Source organism: Insolitispirillum peregrinum, from assembly GCF_900156605.1.
Classification (GTDB): domain Bacteria; phylum Pseudomonadota; class Alphaproteobacteria; order Rhodospirillales; family Rhodospirillaceae; genus Insolitispirillum; species Insolitispirillum peregrinum.
In genome coordinates this window covers 92,949-109,151 of sequence record NZ_FTOA01000006.1, presented here as the reverse complement: position 1 = coordinate 109,151, position 16,203 = coordinate 92,949, and the positions used below count along the sequence as shown (strand labels likewise).

General features: G+C 61.0%; 14 protein-coding genes. 8 read left to right on the top strand and 6 right to left on the bottom strand.

Features of this window, described 5'->3' with window-relative positions:
* Positions 1 to 36 precede the first annotated feature (36 nt).
* On the top strand, positions 37 to 1,008 hold the full coding sequence (locus BW995_RS15990) for a DMT family transporter (RefSeq protein ID WP_076401420.1): 972 nt from the start codon (positions 37 to 39) through the stop codon (positions 1,006 to 1,008).
* On the opposite strand, the gene BW995_RS15985 is transcribed toward BW995_RS15990, so the two are convergent.
* From BW995_RS15985 to BW995_RS15970, 4 genes are all read right to left on the bottom strand, one after another.
* Positions 995 to 1,996, bottom strand: a complete 1,002-nt coding sequence (locus BW995_RS15985; protein WP_076401419.1) for an NADP-dependent oxidoreductase — start codon at positions 1,994 to 1,996, stop codon at positions 995 to 997. The genes BW995_RS15990 and BW995_RS15985 overlap by 14 nt on opposite strands.
* A gap of 8 nt (positions 1,997 to 2,004) precedes the next feature.
* Positions 2,005 to 2,829, bottom strand: a complete 825-nt coding sequence (locus BW995_RS15980) for an oxidoreductase (RefSeq protein ID WP_076401418.1) — start codon at positions 2,827 to 2,829, stop codon at positions 2,005 to 2,007.
* Positions 2,830 to 2,900: 71 nt separating this feature from the next.
* A complete protein-coding gene (locus tag BW995_RS15975) occupies positions 2,901 to 3,995 on the bottom strand; it encodes an alkene reductase (protein WP_076401417.1) in 1,095 nt (364 codons plus the stop codon).
* 57 nt (positions 3,996 to 4,052) lie between these two features.
* Complete coding sequence (locus tag BW995_RS15970) at positions 4,053 to 4,841, bottom strand: SDR family NAD(P)-dependent oxidoreductase (protein WP_139332963.1); 789 nt, start codon at positions 4,839 to 4,841, stop codon at positions 4,053 to 4,055.
* Between the two features lie 110 nt (positions 4,842 to 4,951).
* Between BW995_RS15970 and BW995_RS15965 the strand changes: the two genes are divergently transcribed.
* Both BW995_RS15965 and BW995_RS15955 read left to right on the top strand, forming a co-directional pair.
* The gene (locus BW995_RS15965) at positions 4,952 to 5,539 is read left to right on the top strand and encodes a TetR/AcrR family transcriptional regulator (RefSeq protein ID WP_076401415.1); all 588 of its coding nucleotides are present in this window, start codon (positions 4,952 to 4,954) and stop codon (positions 5,537 to 5,539) included.
* Positions 5,540 to 5,702: 163 nt separating this feature from the next.
* Complete coding sequence (locus BW995_RS15955; RefSeq protein WP_175617101.1) at positions 5,703 to 6,788, top strand: S1C family serine protease; 1,086 nt, start codon at positions 5,703 to 5,705, stop codon at positions 6,786 to 6,788.
* Positions 6,789 to 7,604: 816 nt separating this feature from the next.
* On the opposite strand, the gene BW995_RS15945 is transcribed toward BW995_RS15955, so the two are convergent.
* Complete coding sequence (locus tag BW995_RS15945) at positions 7,605 to 9,044, bottom strand: aldehyde dehydrogenase family protein (protein WP_076401412.1); 1,440 nt, start codon at positions 9,042 to 9,044, stop codon at positions 7,605 to 7,607.
* A 704-nt stretch (positions 9,045 to 9,748) separates the two neighbouring features.
* Between BW995_RS15945 and proV the strand changes: the two genes are divergently transcribed.
* The 3 genes from proV to proX are packed head-to-tail and all read left to right on the top strand — an operon-like array spanning position 9,749 to position 13,058.
* Positions 9,749 to 11,056: a glycine betaine/L-proline ABC transporter ATP-binding protein ProV gene (gene proV, locus BW995_RS15940; RefSeq protein WP_084194917.1), complete on the top strand. Its 1,308-nt coding sequence runs from the start codon at positions 9,749 to 9,751 to the stop codon at positions 11,054 to 11,056.
* A 2-nt stretch (positions 11,057 to 11,058) separates the two neighbouring features.
* Positions 11,059 to 11,991: a glycine betaine/L-proline ABC transporter permease ProW gene (gene proW, locus BW995_RS15935; RefSeq protein WP_076401411.1), complete on the top strand. Its 933-nt coding sequence runs from the start codon at positions 11,059 to 11,061 to the stop codon at positions 11,989 to 11,991.
* Positions 11,992 to 12,032: 41 nt separating this feature from the next.
* Positions 12,033 to 13,058, top strand: coding sequence for a glycine betaine/L-proline ABC transporter substrate-binding protein ProX (gene proX / locus BW995_RS15930; protein ID WP_076401410.1), 1,026 nt, complete (start codon positions 12,033 to 12,035; stop codon positions 13,056 to 13,058).
* Positions 13,059 to 13,104: 46 nt separating this feature from the next.
* Here the strand turns inward: proX and BW995_RS15925 are convergent, their stop codons facing one another.
* Positions 13,105 to 14,070, bottom strand: a complete 966-nt coding sequence (locus BW995_RS15925; protein ID WP_076401409.1) for a LysR family transcriptional regulator — start codon at positions 14,068 to 14,070, stop codon at positions 13,105 to 13,107.
* A 232-nt stretch (positions 14,071 to 14,302) separates the two neighbouring features.
* Here BW995_RS15925 and BW995_RS15920 point away from each other — a divergent pair, with 232 nt between their 5' ends.
* Together BW995_RS15920 and BW995_RS15915 are read left to right on the top strand one after the other, a co-directional pair.
* Positions 14,303 to 15,394, top strand: a complete 1,092-nt coding sequence (locus BW995_RS15920; RefSeq protein ID WP_076401408.1) for an ABC transporter ATP-binding protein — start codon at positions 14,303 to 14,305, stop codon at positions 15,392 to 15,394.
* A 64-nt stretch (positions 15,395 to 15,458) separates the two neighbouring features.
* The gene (locus tag BW995_RS15915; protein WP_076401407.1) at positions 15,459 to 16,187 is read left to right on the top strand and encodes an HAD-IA family hydrolase; all 729 of its coding nucleotides are present in this window, start codon (positions 15,459 to 15,461) and stop codon (positions 16,185 to 16,187) included.
* The last annotated feature ends 16 nt before the right edge of the window (positions 16,188 to 16,203 follow it).

The window sequence follows — 16,203 nt, the reverse complement described above, 5'->3', positions numbered from 1 at the left end:
ACTCTTCGTAGTCCCTTTCGGTGCGGAGAGCCTCCGATGATCCACCAGCGCCAGCCTGCTTTTGCCGAAACCACCCGCCCTGCGCCGCTGCCGGTCGGGCTGAATACGGCCGCCTGGCTGGGGGTGATGGTGGTGCTGTGGGGGCTGAGCTGGCCCGCCACCAAGCTGGCGCTGGTCAGCGTGCCGCCGCTGTGGCTGGCCAGCCTGCGCTTTGCCTCGGCGGCGCTGTGCCTGTTTGCAGTCGTTGCCGTCAAGGGACAGTTGCGCCTGCCGCCGAAGGCCGACTGGCCGATTGTTGCCAGCATCGGCCTGTTGCAGATGATGGCCTTTACCGGGCTGGGCATGATTGCCATGACCCACACCGACACCAGCCGGGCGGTGGTGCTGGCCTACACCACGCCGTTGTGGGCGGTGGTGGTCAACTGGCTGATGTTCCGGCAGGCCCCCAGCCGTCAGCAGGCCGCCGCGCTGGCGATTGGTATCAGCGGCATTGTCATCATCTGCTCGCCGCTGGAAATCGACTGGACCGCGCCGCAGGCGATGCTGGGCAGTGGCCTGCTGGTGATCGGAGCCGTTTTCTGGTCGGTGGTGATCCTGCACGTCCGTCGCCACCGCTGGACTTCGTCACCGCTGGCGCTGGCACCGTGGCAGATGCTGCTGGCCGCCATCCCGCTGACCATCGCCGCTTGTCTCACCGAAGGCAGCCCGCTGGCGATTCCGGTTGATGCCACCCTGATCAAGTTGTTGCTGTTCATTGGTCCGGTGGCAACCTCGGCCTGTTTTGTGATTGCCGCCGAACACGGTCGCCGCATCACCCCGTTTGCCATGTCCAACCTGACACTGGGGGTGCCGCTGGTCGGCATCGCCGCGTCGGTGGCCTTTCTGGGCAGCCGCCTGTCAACCCCGTTCCTGCTGGGGTTGGGGCTGATCGTTACCGGGATGGTTTACGCCGCCATCAGCAGCCGGAGCCGACCGTTCCGGCAAGAAACGGCGGTCATGGAACGCTGACCACAACCTTTCCCCTGGCGCGCCCGCTCTCGACACGGGCCAGAGCCTCGGCCAGCTGCGCAAAGGGAAACACCCCATCGATGACCGGGCGGATGACGCCCGCCTCGATCAGCCGCGTGATCTCGCCCAGTTGCTGCCCGTCGGCGCGCATGAACAGGAATGAATAGTCGATGCCCCGGCGGCGTGCCTTTTTCAACAGGCCCCGACTGAGCATCCACATCACAAAGCGCAAGAACAGGTTCAGCCGCAGGGATTTGGCAAAGGCACCGTCCGGCGGCCCGGAGATCGAGATCAGTTTTCCTCCCGGCTTCAGCACGGTCAGCGACTTGGCCAGCGTCTTGTCATCCTGACTGTTCAGCACCAGATCGTACCCGGACAACAGCTGTTCGAAATCCTGCGTCCTGTAATCAATCACCACATCCGCGCCGAGGCTTTTAACCAGTTCGGCATTCGCGGCGCTGGTGGTGGTTGCCACGGTGGCCCCCAGATGTTTGGCAAGCTGAATGGCAAAGCTGCCAACACCGCCGGAACCGGCCTGAATGAACACGTTCTGGCCGGGCTTGACTTGCCCCACCTCGACCAGCGCCTGCCAGGCGGTCAGCCCGACCAGCGGAATCGAGGCCGCCTGTGTCATCGAAAGGGTCTTTGGCTTCAGCGCCAGATCGGCGGCATCAACCGCAATCATCTCGGCAAAGGTGCCAATCCGGTGGTCGCGCGGACGGGCGTAAACCTCGTCACCGACCCTGAACTGCTGCACACTGTCGCCGACGCCCACAACCGTTCCGGCCAGATCGTGGCCGAGGATAAAGGGCGGGCGATAGGGCAGGAACAGCTTGAAGACCCCGTCCCGAATTTTGGCATCAAGAGGGTTGAGCCCGGTGGCGTGGATGCGAACCAGCACGTCATTGGCGCCCATCTGTGGCTCGGGCATGTCGGTCAGACGCAGCGCCCCGTTCTTTTTGTAGGCGTCGAGGATAAAAGCTTTCATCGGTGTTCTCAGGCGATGTTGAATTGCTTGCGCAGAATGCGATCAAACAGGGCGCGCGGAAGAAAGCGCCGGACAAAGACCGTTTGCCGGGCCGCCTTGCCCGAGGGATAGCGCAGCCGTGGTGTGCGGGCCTGCGCCGCCGCAACGATGGTCGCAGCGACCTCCTCGGCGGTGTCGCCATCGGCCATGGCCGCCGCAAAGGCGGCCTGATAGCGGGCGAATGTCTGGCTATAGGCCGCAACAGGCCGATCCCCGCGCGGCGAGTTGGCTTCGATGGAGGTCTTGGTGGCCCATGGCTCGATCACCGCAACCCGGATGCCGAACGGCCGCACCTCATGATCCAGCGATTCGGAATAGCCTTCGATCGCGTGCTTGGTCGCCGTGTAATGGGTGCCAAAAGGACCGGGGATGATCCCCACCACCGAGCCGATGTTCAAAATCCGCCCGCCCCCCTGCTGACGCATCAGCGGCAGGACTTCGTTGGTCACCCGCACCACGCCCAGAACGTTGGTATCAAACAGGGCCCGCACCTGTTCGATCGAGCTTTCCTCTGCGGCCCCTGACACGGCATAGCCAGCGTTGTTGACCAGCAGGTCGATGCGGCCGAGTTCGGCGTGAGCCAGCGCCACGGCGGCAACAACAGAGGCGTCCGACGTCACGTCACACGCAATCATGCGGATGCCGTCGCGCACCTCGCCGGGTTCGGCCTTGCGGCTGGTGCCGATCACCCGGTACCCCGCCCGGCTGAGCGCCACGGCTGCCGCCTTGCCGATACCGCTGGATGCGCCGGTCACGAAGGCAGTCTTCTGCCCTTTTGTGTCAAAAGTCGCCATGTCTTGTCTCTCGATCCGGCACGCGGCATCTGGCCGCACCGCCTTGGGACGTGTCAGGGAGTGATGATGGCTCAATGGCCGGAGGGGTCGGTGGCGCGGGGATAATCGGTATAGCCCGCAGCACCGCCGCCGTAGAGGGTGGCCGGTGTCATTTCCGCCAGCGGCACTCCGCGTTGCAGCCGTTCCACCAGGTCCGGGTTGGCAATGAACGGACGTCCAAAGGCGATCAGATCAGCCTTGCCCGCGGCCAGACGCGAGGTTGCAAGATCAAGGTCATAGCCATTGTTGGCGATATAGGTTCCACGAAAACGGCGACGCAGCGAGTCGTAGTCAAAGGGCGCCGCATCCCGCGGGCCGCCAGTCGCGCCTTCGACGACGTGAATGTAGGCAATCCCCAGCGCATCAAGCCGGTCAACGATATGGTCGTATTGTGCCTGAGGATCGCTGCAGGACATGCCATTGGCAGGCGAGACCGGCGAAATGCGGATACCGGTGCGTTCGGCACCGATTTCCTGCGCCACCGCCGCCGTCACCTCGAGCATCAGGCGCGCGCGGTTTTCCACCGAGCCACCATAGGCATCGGTCCGGGCATTGGCCCCGTCCTTGGCGAATTGCTCGAGCAGATAGCCGTTGGCCCCGTGCACCTCGACCCCATCGAAACCGGCCTCGATCGCGTTGGCAGCCGCCTGACGGAAGTCATTGATGATCCCCGGCAGCTCGTCAATCTCCAGCGCGCGCGGTTCGGAAACATCGACAAACGTATTGTGGACAACCACCTTGGTCGCCGCGCGGATGGCAGAGGGCGCGACCGGCTGGCCACCATCGGGCTGAAGATCCACATGACTGACACGACCGACATGCCACAGCTGGAGCACGATGCGCCCGCCCTGTTCATGCACGGCGGCAGTCACCTTGCGCCAGCCGTCAATCTGCGCCCGGGTATAGATGCCCGGCGTATCCTGATAGCCCTGCCCCTGCTGTGAAATCTGGCTGGCCTCGGAAATGATCAGTCCAGCCGAAGCGCGCTGGGCGTAATACTCGGCGGTGATGTCGCCGGGAACCAAGCCCACACCAGCACGGTTGCGGGTCAGGGGGGCCATGACGACCCGGTTCGCCAAGGGAATGGCACCGAGGGTGCAGGGGTCAAAAAGGGTGGTGCTGGTCATAATGTTTCCCTGTGCTTTTTCCGCTGTCGCGGTGGGAGTGCGGTGCGTGCGCGATGCTCAGACGGGCGAGCGGTACCGCTCGGCGGGCTGCGCGTTGCCAAAACTGCCAATGATGGCCTTGCGCGCACCGTCGAGCGCGTCCCACTGGCTGGCATCGTGCAGCGGCGGGATGGTCACCGGTTCGCGGCGATCGAACCCGACCAGAGCCGCATCAACCAGATCAGCCACTTCCATGACATTGCCCATGGTATTGACGTCAACACCGGCATGATCCCAGATTTCAGTCCGGGTCGCAGCGGGGAGCACCGCCTGGACATAAACCCCCTTCGGCCCCAGTTCGTGCGCAAGCCCCTGCGACAGGAACAGGACAAAGGCCTTGGTCGCGCCGTAAACCGTCGAGCCGAATTCAGGGATCAGGCCAACGACAGAACTGATATTGACAATCGCGCCGTCGCCAGCGGCGGCAAGACGCGGCGCGATGGCGCTGGCAAGCCGGACCAGTACGGTCGCATTGAGCGCAACGAGCCGGGTCATGTCGTCAACGTCCTGCTCCAGAAAGCTGCCACCAATGGCGGTTCCGGCATTGTTGACGAGGATGCCGATGCGCGCATCGTCACGCAGCCTGCTTTCAACCCTGGCAAGATCGCTCGTCTGGGTGAGGTCGGCCTGAAAAATGTCAATCGCCACACCGGTTTCCTGCCGCAAACGGCTGGCAAGCGTCTCCATGCGCGCTACGTTCCGTGCGACCAGCACAAGATCGTGTCCGCGTCGGGCAAACCGCTCGGCATAGGTGGCGCCAATGCCGGTGGAGGCGCCGGTGATCAAGACTGCGGGGCGTTGGGTCATCGAATTGCTCTTTTCTGTCGTTGATCCTATATTCATGATCATCATCATGATTGATCTAAATATGATGGTCATCATGTAAAAGTCAACGGTCGCCGTGGAGAATTCTGAACATGAAGGTCAGCCGTGAACAGATGGCAGAAAACCGCCGCCGGATCCTGGATGTCGCCAGCGGCCTGTTCAAGGACAGGGGGTTTGATGCGGTCAGCGTCGCCGAGGTGATGAAGGCCGCGGGCCTCACCCATGGCGGCTTTTATGGACACTTCAGCTCAAAGGATGATCTGGTGGCGCAGACACTGGCGCACGCACTGGAAGCAAACAGTGTCGGAGAGGACCGCTTCAACGATTTTGTCCGGGCCTATCTGGCCCCCCGCCACCGCGACAATCCGGCCAGAGGCTGCCCGACAGCCGGTCTGGCCGACGCCATCCGTCACCAGACGCCAGCCGCAAAAGCCACCATGACAGACGGCCTGCGCACCCAGATCGCCCTTATCGAGCACGCTCTGGTCGAGGATGGCACCCCCGACGCACGCCGCGCGGCCATCGGAAGCTGGGCGGCGTGCGTGGGAGCCCTCATTCTCTCACGGGCCATCGATGATCCGGGGCTTTCCGACGAGATTCTGGAGCAGACCCGCGCCTGGATCGAGAGCCGAACCGGCGTGATCCCGCCTACTGATCTTTCCGGCGAAGATCATCGGTGATCCCGGATATTCTCAGGAAAAACATTCCACAATCCCCGATCAATACCCTATTCTTGCCTCCCCTGATGGCTGTTCTCCTTGCCATCAGGGGGACGCGACTCCAAAAGCAGGGACCGGCATGTCATATTTGAGAAAACTTATTTCCGTCGTTTGCCTTTTTCTGGTGGCAACATCCCTTACAGCCTGCATAACGTCGTCCACCTCCTCTTCGCATACCCCGGATGGAACGGCAGAGGTCATTCTGGCCCCGAAAGCCGATGTCCTGGCCGCCGCCCGCGCGGCCATCCTGCGGACTTTTCCGTTCTCAACCGCCGCTCCGCTCCCCAAGCCAGACGTCGGCTATAGCTGGAGAGTGCAGCCGGGGATTGATGTAACCACCATCCGCATGCAGTTTACCCCCCAGGTTGGGGATTCACCGGACAAGGGCCGGGTTTCAGGCTGGGGATACACGATCACCTCATCCGGGACACATGCTTTTGCCGAAACCCGTTTCATCACGCCGTTTGTTGGAGAATTCCAAGGCGTCCTGCAGGAGCGTGACATTCCCGTCGTCATGCTGAACAACGTGACCGACGACCGTGGTACCGGTTCGACAGGCGCGACCGGCGACACAGACGCCACAGGCGTTGCCTCCGGCACCGGCTTTTTTGTCAGCAAGGATGGCTATCTGCTGACCAATCACCACGTCATCGACAAGGCCAAAAAAATCGAGGTCACCACCAGCGACAAGCAAAAGCATCCCGCCACCGTCATCAGCAGTGACGCCAGCAATGATGTTGCCTTGCTGAAAATCGACGCGATCACCAATCCCCTGCCGGTCATCGCCGCCGCCGACATCAAAAGGGGCACCGAAGTCTTTACTCTGGGCTACCCCATCCCCTCCCTGCAGGGGCAGGAACTGAAAGCCACCTATGGCCGGGTCAATGCGCTCAGCGGCATACATGGGGATATCCGCTATTTCCAGATTGATGTGCCGATTCAACCCGGGAATTCGGGCGGCCCCCTGATCACCGATCAGGGGCAGGTCATCGGCATTGTGTCCGCCAGCCTGAACGGTATCAACACCTTGAGAACAACCGGAGCAATGCCGCAGAACGTGAACTATGCGGTCAAATCGGAATACATCCAGCCGCTGCTGCGCTTCGCCACGATCACCGGACAGGCCGCCAAACCCGCCTCGGGGGCCTTGAAAAACCCGGATGCCTATGAATCCTCAGTGGTTTTCATCGAGTCCTATCTGGGGCCGTGAACAAGAACAACACTCGAACCAGGGCTGTGTAAAAAGGCTCACAGCCCTGGTTCGACTCATGACATTCAAGCATAATTTACGCTCTACCAGCCATGCACGGCTGGTCAAAGTCACCGGCTTTGACCCCATCGATGAGGGTTTCGATGATTGGTACGAGGACAGTAATGAAATCTGCTAAATTTAATTTCCCAAACAATATAACATACCATCATCTTCAATGAAGATATGTGTAAGTACACATACAACTATTCCCAGAAAATGGATGTACAAGAGAATGAGAAATAAGCAGAAGGCTATTCTACTATCATCATTGACCATTATTGCCATGCAATTCACCGGAAATGCATCCATGGCAAGCTGCACCACGACCCAAACGACCTTTGGGTCAGCCTATATCAATTGCAGTGATGGACAGAGAGGATATGTAAGGACTGACCAAACGGGAAGGACAACTGGCTACATCGGAGATAACCGCGTTAACACGCATCAGGATTCCATGGGCAGGACGACCGGAACCATCGGAAACAATCGCGTCAACACCTATACGGATCAGTTTGGCCGCACCACAGGGAGCTTTGGCAATCAACGTGCCAACTGCCAACGGGACTCGTTTGGCAGAACCACCTGCCGGTAATCCCGGGGGCGTCGATTGACAACGGGCAGCAAAGGGCTCCCCTTCGCTGCCCGTGACATTCACACCAGAGCAGTGAGCGCAAAAGTGGTTCCGGTTCTGCGCAAAATCACTGCGACAAAAAAAGGTCGGACCAGCGTGCCTGCGCCAGATTGAACGCACGCAGGTCCAGCCGCACCTGCCTTTTACGCGCTGATCAGCGCCCCGTAACCGATCATGCTCTTGGTTTCGAGGAATTCGTGAATGCCGAAATCGGCATATTCCCGACCATTGCCCGACTGCTTGTAGCCGCCAAAAGCCTGCCACGCATCCCATGCCGGATAGTTGATCTGTACCCCGCCAGCGCGCAGCTCGCGCGCCACCGCCCGGGCATGGTCAAGGCTGCCGGACTGCACATAGGCCGCCAGACCAAACACCGTGTCGTTGGCGATGCGGATGGCGTCGGCTTCGTCGTCATAGGGCATGATCGACAACACCGGCCCAAAGATTTCCTCGCGGGCGATGGTCATGGCGGGGGTAACGTTGCCAAACACCGTCGGCTGGACGAAATAGCCGCGCTCCAGCCCCTGCGGACGGCCCACGCCCCCGGCCACCAGCGTGGCGCCTTCGTCGATGCCGCTCTGGATCAGGGCCTGAATCTTGCTGAACTGGATGTCGCTCACCACCGGCCCAAGATCAACACCCGGCGCGGTCGGATCGCCCACCACCAGCGCCTCGGCGGCCTGCCGGGCGATGGCAAGGGCTTCGTCGTGGCGGTCGCGCGGCACCAGCATGCGGGTCGGCGCATTGCACGACTGCCCCGAATTGCCAAAGCAGGCGCGCACGCCCTGACTGACCGCCGCCGCCAGATCGGCATCGGGCAGGATGATGTTCGGCGACTTGCCGCCCAGTTCCTGCGACACCCGCTTGACCGTATCGGCGGCGGCCTTGGCCACCATCACCCCGGCGCGCGTTGAACCGGTAAACGACACCATGTCCACGTCCGGGTGTTCGGCCATCACCTGCCCGACATCCGGGCCGGTGCCGTTGACCAGATTGAACACACCGGGCGGCACGCCGGCGGCATCGAGCACTTCGGCAAAGATGATCGCATCCAGCGGCGCGACTTCGGATGGCTTCAGCACCACCGTACAGCCTGCTGCCAGCGCCGGAGCCACCTTGCACATGATCTGGTTCAGCGGCCAGTTCCACGGGGTGATCAGGGCACAGACCCCGATCGGCTCCCTGGCAATCAGCGTCGAGCCGCGCGGCTCCTCGAAGACGAATTTTTCCAGCGCCGCGATGGTGGTTTCAAGGTGCGCCCGTCCGCTCCACGTCTGGCGGTTGCGGGCGTGCTCCAGCGGCGCGCCCATTTCCTGACTGACCGCCAGAGTGAAGTCATCGGTGCGGGCGTTATAGGCCTCCAGAATGCGCCGCAACAATACCAGCCTATCCGCCCGGCTGGTCTTGCTGAAGGCCGGGAAGGCCGCACGGGCGGCGGCAACGGCACGGTTCACATCCGCCGCCGATCCGGCAGAAATAAGGGCAAACGGTTGCTCGGTGGCCGGATTGATCACCTCGATGGTCGCCGGTGTGACGGGATCAACCCATTCGCCGTTAATGTAAAACTTCAGATGGTTGCTCATGCGGGAATCCTTCGTGTGCCCGTCTGTCGGCCTATCGGGCTGGACAGGGGCAAAAGGGGGGGGGCGGATATCCTCAGGGCAGAATGTCAGGAGAGCATTGTGCGAAAAGTGGGAACCGGTTTTCGCAACAACAATGCGGCACACCAAAAGGTTAGACCGGCGTGGAACCATCCCGCGTCCGTGGACACTGGTATGATTGTGGGTAACGGCCCCACTTTTCCAGCCCCCAAAACAGTGGATGCCCCCGGCAGAAGGTGGGGCATTTTTTTCCGCTGCTCCAAGTAAAACACTGCATTTTTTGCACCAGAGGCAACAAACCGGCCGCCAAAAACTTACAATAAATCCACCCCATACTTTCAGAATAAAAAGATATTCCCGCAGAACAAGAAGTTAAATGTCAAATATAATTGACGACACAAATAAAAATTAAATAGTACAAATTTGACAAATCCGCTCACATCATGATACAAAAATCACACATCAGCGACGAATCGCCTTTCGGCATTCGATCCGCATCATCAAAACGTCTGCTTTTGCAGACCCATGTCGCTACGATTGACTGCTGCTTTCTGAAGGCAGCCCTGTTCTCGTGCGCGCTTTCACAGCCCTTGCCTGTGCACCGTCAGAGTCCGCTCTGCCGGAATGCCCTCCTGTGGCTGATCGCCTCTCTTCAGACGATTTTTCAACAGCACCGGAACTCCCTGATGCCTGAAACACAGCCGTCCACCACCCCCCGCCCCCCGGCATGTCCTGACACAGCCCCGCCGCGCGAAAAACTGGTGGTCCGGTCTTTGTACAAGATTTTTGGCCCCCACCCGGATCAAGCCCTGCCCCTGCTGGCAAGCGGCCACAGCAAGCAGGAAATTTTCGGGCAGACCGGCCAGACAGTTGGCGTCATGGATGCCAATTTCACCGTCCACGAAGGCGAAATATTCGTCATCATGGGGCTGTCCGGGTCCGGCAAGTCGACCCTGGTCCGCCTGCTGAACCGCCTGATCGAACCCACCTGTGGCGAAATTCTGGTTGATGGGCGCGATATCACCCGGCTGGACAGTGCCGACCTGCGGGCGTTGCGCCGACAGGATTTTGCCATGGTTTTCCAGTCCTTTGCCCTGATGCCGCACATGACGGTGCTGGACAATGCCGCCTTTGGGCTGGAACTGGCCGGAACCCCCAAAGCCGAACGCCTGCAACGGGCTGGCGACGCTCTGGCCGCCGTTGGCCTGTCTGCCTGGGCCAACAGCTATCCGGTCAATCTGTCCGGCGGGATGCAGCAGCGGGTCGGACTGGCGCGGGCGCTGGCCAATGATCCTTCCATCCTGTTGATGGACGAAGCCTTTTCGGCCCTTGACCCCCTGATCCGCAGCGAAATGCAGGACGAAATCCTGCGCCTGCAAAGCGACAGCCGCCGGACCATCATCTTTATTTCCCACGACCTGGACGAAGCCATGCGCATTGGCGACCGTATCGCCATCATGGAAGGCGGTCGCATCGTACAGGTCGGCACCCCCGAAGACATCCTGCGCAACCCGGCCGACGACTATGTCGCCAGCTTTTTCAAGGGCGTGGACATATCGCGGGTCCTGACCGCCGCCGATGTCTGCCGCCGCAGTCAGTTAGAGGTGATCGACCGGGCCGATACCGGCGTGCGGGTCGCCGCCGAGCGGGTCCGCGCCCACGCCTATGATTTTGCGGTGGTGGTGGACCGGCAACGCAATTTCCACGGAGTGGTTTCGGCGACCTCCCTCGCCCGCGCCCTGCGCGATCCCGAACCCCGCTTCCGTACCGCCTTGCTGGAGTCCGCCCCGACCCTGCAAGCCGGCACGCCGATTGCCGAAGTGCTGGGCGTGGTGGCCGAAGCCCCCTTCCCCGTCCCGGTGATCGATGATGCGGGCCGTTATCTGGGGGCCATTTCGCGCAGCCTGCTGCTGCAAACCCTTGATCCCGAAACCCCCATCCCGGCAGCGGAACCGCCCCGCCCTGCCTCATCCGCCGGACAGGAGGCACACTGACCATGACCCTCAACGATCTGCTCAATCCCTTTCAACAGGCCCTGCTGCCGGTCGATCTGTGGGTTACCGATGCCCTGTCATGGCTGGTTGACAGCACCCGCCCCTTTTTTCAGTCCGTCCGCTGGCCGATTGATCAGGTTCTGGTCGGCGTGCAAAGCCTGTTGCTGGCCATTCCACAGACGGCGCTGTGCCTGTTGGTATTCCTGCTCGCCTGGCAGGTGGCAGGCCGCAAGACCGGTATCCTGTCGTTGGCCTTCATGCTGTTGATTGGTGCCATCGGTGCCTGGTCGCAGGCGATGGTCACGCTGTCGCTGGTGCTGACGGCGGTGCTGTTCTGCACCATCATCGGTATCCCGCTGGGAATTGCGCTGGCCCGCTCCGACCGTGCCGAACGCTGGATCCGGCCGTTGCTTGATGCCATGCAGACCACCCCGGCCTTTGTCTATCTGGTCCCGATCGTGATGCTGTTTGGCATCGGCAATGTCCCCGGCGTGGTGGTGACCATCATCTTTGCCCTGCCGCCACTGGTTCGCCTGACCAATCTGGGCATCCGGCAGGTTCCCACCGATGTCATCGAAGCCAGCCATGCCTTTGGCGCCTCCCCGATGCAATTGTTGATGAAAGTCCAGCTTCCCCTTGCCATGCGCACCATCATGGCCGGCCTGAACCAGACCCTGATGCTGGCCCTGTCGATGGTGGTGATTGCCTCGATGATTGCCGTCGGCGGTTTGGGGCAGATGGTGCTGCGCGGCATTGGCCGCCTCGACATGGGTCTGGCTGCTGTCGGGGGTCTGGGCATTGTCCTGCTGGCGATCGTGCTGGACCGCTTGACCCAGGCCCTCGGGACACCGGCCAAAGACAAGGGCTGGCAGAACTGGAAAGACCACGGCCCGGCCGGGTTCCTGTTCCGGCTGGCTGGTCGCCGCCCGGCCTGATTTTTCCTTTTTCCACATTCCCCTTCTACAAGGAGCCTCTGATGTCCCTGATCAAACCTTTTGCTCTGGCCGTCGCCGGTGTATCGCTGGCCCTTTCGACGGCCTCGGCTGTTTCGGCCCATGCCGCAGACCTGCCGGGCAAAGGCATCACCGCCATCCCGGTCGTCAGTTCTGTCGCCGAAGAGCAATTCCAGACCCGCATTGTTGCCGAAGGCCTGCGCCGGTTGGGCTATGACGTCCCCGAAGCGATGGAAGTCGAATATGCCGCCGGTCATCTGGCACTGGCCAATGGGGACGTTCAGTGGACCGCCGTCCATTGGGACCCGCTGCACAGCGCGTTTTACGACAAGGCCGGTGGTGACGCCAGGATGGGCAAGGTCGGTCATCTGGTTCTGAACAGCCTGCAAGGCTATCTGATCGACAAAAAGACCGCCGACGCCCACCACATCACCTCGGTCGAACAGCTCAAGGACCCCAAAATTGCCAGACTGTTCGACGCCAACGGCGACGGCAAGGCCGACCTGACCGGCTGTAACCCCGGCTGGGGCTGTGAAGCGGTGATTGAGCACCAGTTGAAAGCCTACAAACTGTCCGACACCGTGACCCATAATCAGGGCAGCTATTTCGCCCTGATGGCCGATACCATCGCCCGCCACAAAAAGGGCGAGCCAATCCTGTATTACACCTGGACCCCGCTGTGGGTGTCCGGGGTGCTGGTCCCGGGGAAGGATGTCGAGTGGCTGACCGTCCCGTTCACCAGCCTGCCCGATGGGCGAAAAGACACCAACACCTCGTTGCCCGATGGCCGGAACGTCGGCTTTGCGGTCAATGAACAGCGGATTGTTGCCAACAAGGCCTGGCTCGACAAAAATCCGGCGGCAAAAAAGTTCTTCGAGCTGGCATCCATCGACGTCAACGACATTTCCGCCGAAAACACCCTGATGCACGACGGGGAAAAGTCTTCGGCTGACATCGACCGCCATGTGGCGGCGTGGATCAAGGCCCATCAGGCCGTCTTTGATGGCTGGCTGACCGAAGCCACCAAAGCGGCCCAGAGCAGCAAATAACGCAAACCACCAGCGCAGGGGCCATTCGTCCCTGCGCTGGTGGCGGTTACACCGCAGCCCCTGCCTTGCGCAACGCCTCGGCCAGCCCCAGTTCCGGGTACAGCGCCGCCACCTGCGCCAGATCCTGATGCAAATGGTTGATCATCCAGTCGCGCACCGCCGCCACGATCGGACGGCGCGGCTTGTCCAGACTGCGGACGAAGTGGCACAGCCGTCCGGTCAGCATGATATTGGGACTGGCAGGCACCAGTGCCTGTTGCCGCAGCCAGTGTACCACCACGTTCAGCCAGCCCAGCGCCACCCCCTGCCCCAGCAGGGCGGCCTGCACCACGATGGCGTAATCGGAAAAGATCATCGAGTTCAGTCCTCCCCCCGGCTCGTTGGGGAAGAACAGGTGTGACCAGTCGGGCTGCGCTTCGCTGAGATTGATCAGGGTGGCGGCGCTGGCATCGGCCTGATCAACCTCCTTGCGCTGGCGGTCATAGCCGGGGCTGCAAATCGGTAGCAGAATTTCCGGCATCACAAACGTCGCTTCGTGGCGGTCATCCGAGCCGCTGACGAATCGCATCCCCAGGTCCACATCATCCACCGGCCCGACCAGCGCCGAGGTAATCAACTGGAATCTGAGTTCCACGGTCGGGAATTCCCGCTTGAACTCGGCCATCCGGGGCATGATCCAGTGAGTGGTAAAGCCGGTGGAGACCGACAGGGTGATGGTCTCGTGCCCGGTCTTGCGGTCGTCGATTTCCCGCAAGGCCTGCTCGATGCCGGAAAACCCGCGCGAGATTGCCTCGTAGAGGATTCTGCCGTCATCGGTCAGCGTTACCCCGCCAGACAAGCGGTGAAACAGGGCCGAGCCGAGATGATCCTCCAGCCGTCCGATCATCCGGCTGACGGCAGCAGGTGTAACATTCAGCTCATCGGCGGCGCGTGCGAAGTTTCCGCAGCGGGCAGCGGCCTCGAAGGTGAAAAAGCCGTTCATCGACGGCAGGGCGAGTCTGAGTTTGCGCATTTACATAATGTAACTGCTTCGCGATTTTTTTTCAATTGCATGACAGCCCGTTCGCTGGCTTCATTTGTAGGCACAGAGCTGATGTATTCACACAGTCGAGCAAAGGTCTTTCGGGGCAACGGAAAATATTTTTACCCCGGAACAGAAAACGCCTAACAAACTTTTGCTAAATACGCACCGGAACCCCGTGATACTCGCGTGGTTAAGTAGTATTCAAAAGGGCAAGCAGACCATGTCACAATCGACACACGCGGAAAAGGTCGGGGTTTCCATTAGGTCAGCGACCAAGATGTATGGCGCTTTTTGCGCTCTTGATCATGTTGATCTCGAAGTCAAAGCCGGTGAGTTCGTTTCCATCCTCGGGCCATCCGGGTCGGGAAAGACCACCTTTCTCGGCATTCTGGGCGGCTTTGTCCAGCCCACCTCCGGGGCCATTCTGCTGGGCGAGCGGGACATTACCCTCGAACCACCGCACAAGCGTGACATCGGGATCGTGTTCCAGAACTACGCCCTGTTCCCGCACATGAATGTGGCAGAAAATGTAACCTTTCCATTGCGCGCCCGCCGCATCCCCAAATCCGGGTGGCCCGCCAAACTAAAGGCGGCGCTGGAGATGGTCGAACTGACCGGATACGGCAACCGCAAGATTCACGAGCTGTCCGGCGGTCAGCGCCAGCGTGTTGCCCTGGCCCGCGCGATGATTTTCGAGCCACGCCTGATCCTGATGGATGAACCGCTGTCGGCGCTGGACAAACAGTTGCGTGAAAGCATGCAGATCGAACTGAAGCACCTGCACCGCAAGCTGGATGCCACCATCATTTACGTCACCCATGACCAGCGCGAAGCGTTGACCATGAGCGACCGCATCGCAGTGATGCGCAAGGGGCAGATCGTCCAGATCGACACCCCCGAACAGCTCCACGACAATCCGGTTGACTCGTTCGTCGCCGGCTTCATCGGTGAGGCAACGCTGGTCCCTGTCCAGCGGGTTGATGAGCACAGCGTGACCCTGGCCGGAACCCGGCTGGTCAGCAGCAAGCCGGTCCCCAACACCATTCACCTGTTCCTGGTTGTACAGTCGGAAAAGATCACCGTCGCCGCCGATGGCGATACCAGCGGCCCCAACCTGCTGACCGGTATCGTGCATGAAACACTGTATCAGGGCGAAAGCATCCGCATTTTCCTTGATCTGCCCGGCGGCGAACGGATCAGCGTGCGTGTGCCCAGCAACCACACGGGCCGTACCCTGATGAAACACCCCGGCGACCGGATCACGGTTCGCCTGCACCCGGACGACACCGTGGTTGTCCCGCAGGCCTCCTGACACGTCCTTTTCCTGTTTCCTTCTCCTGTTTCCTCTCTCTCCCAGAGCACTTAAAGGATCCAAGATGGTCAAGATCACCGATTTCAAGGTTATGACCTTTGATGTCGTCGGCACGCTGATCGATTTCGAAAGCGGCATTCTGTCGGCGGTCCGTTCCCTTGGCGGCCCAAAGGCAGCGGCAGCCTCGGATGACGAGATTTTCGAGCCGTACAAGCGTGGCCGCGACAAGTTTTACGGTCGTTCGTCGTTCGCCATGAAGGATGTCTATCTGTCGCTGGCCACCGAATGCGGTTTCAACACCGATGCCGCCACCGCCGATGCCTTCCAGTTGTCGGTCATGCGCTGGCCGGCCTTTGCGGACTCGGTCGATGCCCTGCGCCGCCTGCGGCAGAATTTCCGGCTGGTGGCGATGACCAACGCCGACCGGACCGCCTTTTCGGCCTATTCGGCCACCCTTGGCAATCCGTTCCACGACAGCGTGACCTGTGACGAAACCGATTGCGCCAAGCCCGATCCGCGTTTCTTCTCGTTCAACAAGGGCCGTCAGTCGGGCTTTGGGTACAAGCAGTCGGAAATCCTGCACGTCGCCCAAAGCCAGTATCACGACATCGGCGTTGCCAAGGCCGAAGGCTATACTACCTGCTGGATCCAGCGCCGCAAGGAACAGCCGGGTTGGGGCGGTACTCCGGCCCCGAAGGAATTCACCACCCCGGATTTCCACTTCTCGACCCTCAAAGAGCTGGCCGATGCAGTGGACGCCGAACTGGCCGCTGCGGCAACCGTCGCTGCCTGATCCCCTCTGTCATAAA

Excerpts from the sequence above, each read along its gene's own strand:
- BW995_RS15990 (WP_076401420.1), top strand. The coding sequence starts at position 37 with ATGATCCACCAGCGCCAGCCTGCTTTTGCCGAAACCACCCGCCCTGCG.
- BW995_RS15985 (WP_076401419.1), bottom strand. The coding sequence starts at position 1,996 with ATGAAAGCTTTTATCCTCGACGCCTACAAAAAGAACGGGGCGCTGCGT.
- BW995_RS15980 (WP_076401418.1), bottom strand. The coding sequence starts at position 2,829 with ATGGCGACTTTTGACACAAAAGGGCAGAAGACTGCCTTCGTGACCGGC.
- BW995_RS15975 (WP_076401417.1), bottom strand. The coding sequence starts at position 3,995 with ATGACCAGCACCACCCTTTTTGACCCCTGCACCCTCGGTGCCATTCCC.
- BW995_RS15970 (WP_139332963.1), bottom strand. The coding sequence starts at position 4,841 with ATGACCCAACGCCCCGCAGTCTTGATCACCGGCGCCTCCACCGGCATT.
- BW995_RS15965 (WP_076401415.1), top strand. The coding sequence starts at position 4,952 with ATGAAGGTCAGCCGTGAACAGATGGCAGAAAACCGCCGCCGGATCCTG.
- BW995_RS15945 (WP_076401412.1), bottom strand. The coding sequence starts at position 9,044 with ATGAGCAACCATCTGAAGTTTTACATTAACGGCGAATGGGTTGATCCC.
- proV (WP_084194917.1), top strand. The coding sequence starts at position 9,749 with ATGCCTGAAACACAGCCGTCCACCACCCCCCGCCCCCCGGCATGTCCT.
- proW (WP_076401411.1), top strand. The coding sequence starts at position 11,059 with ATGACCCTCAACGATCTGCTCAATCCCTTTCAACAGGCCCTGCTGCCG.
- proX (WP_076401410.1), top strand. The coding sequence starts at position 12,033 with ATGTCCCTGATCAAACCTTTTGCTCTGGCCGTCGCCGGTGTATCGCTG.
- BW995_RS15925 (WP_076401409.1), bottom strand. The coding sequence starts at position 14,070 with ATGCGCAAACTCAGACTCGCCCTGCCGTCGATGAACGGCTTTTTCACC.
- BW995_RS15920 (WP_076401408.1), top strand. The coding sequence starts at position 14,303 with ATGTCACAATCGACACACGCGGAAAAGGTCGGGGTTTCCATTAGGTCA.
- BW995_RS15915 (WP_076401407.1), top strand. The coding sequence starts at position 15,459 with ATGGTCAAGATCACCGATTTCAAGGTTATGACCTTTGATGTCGTCGGC.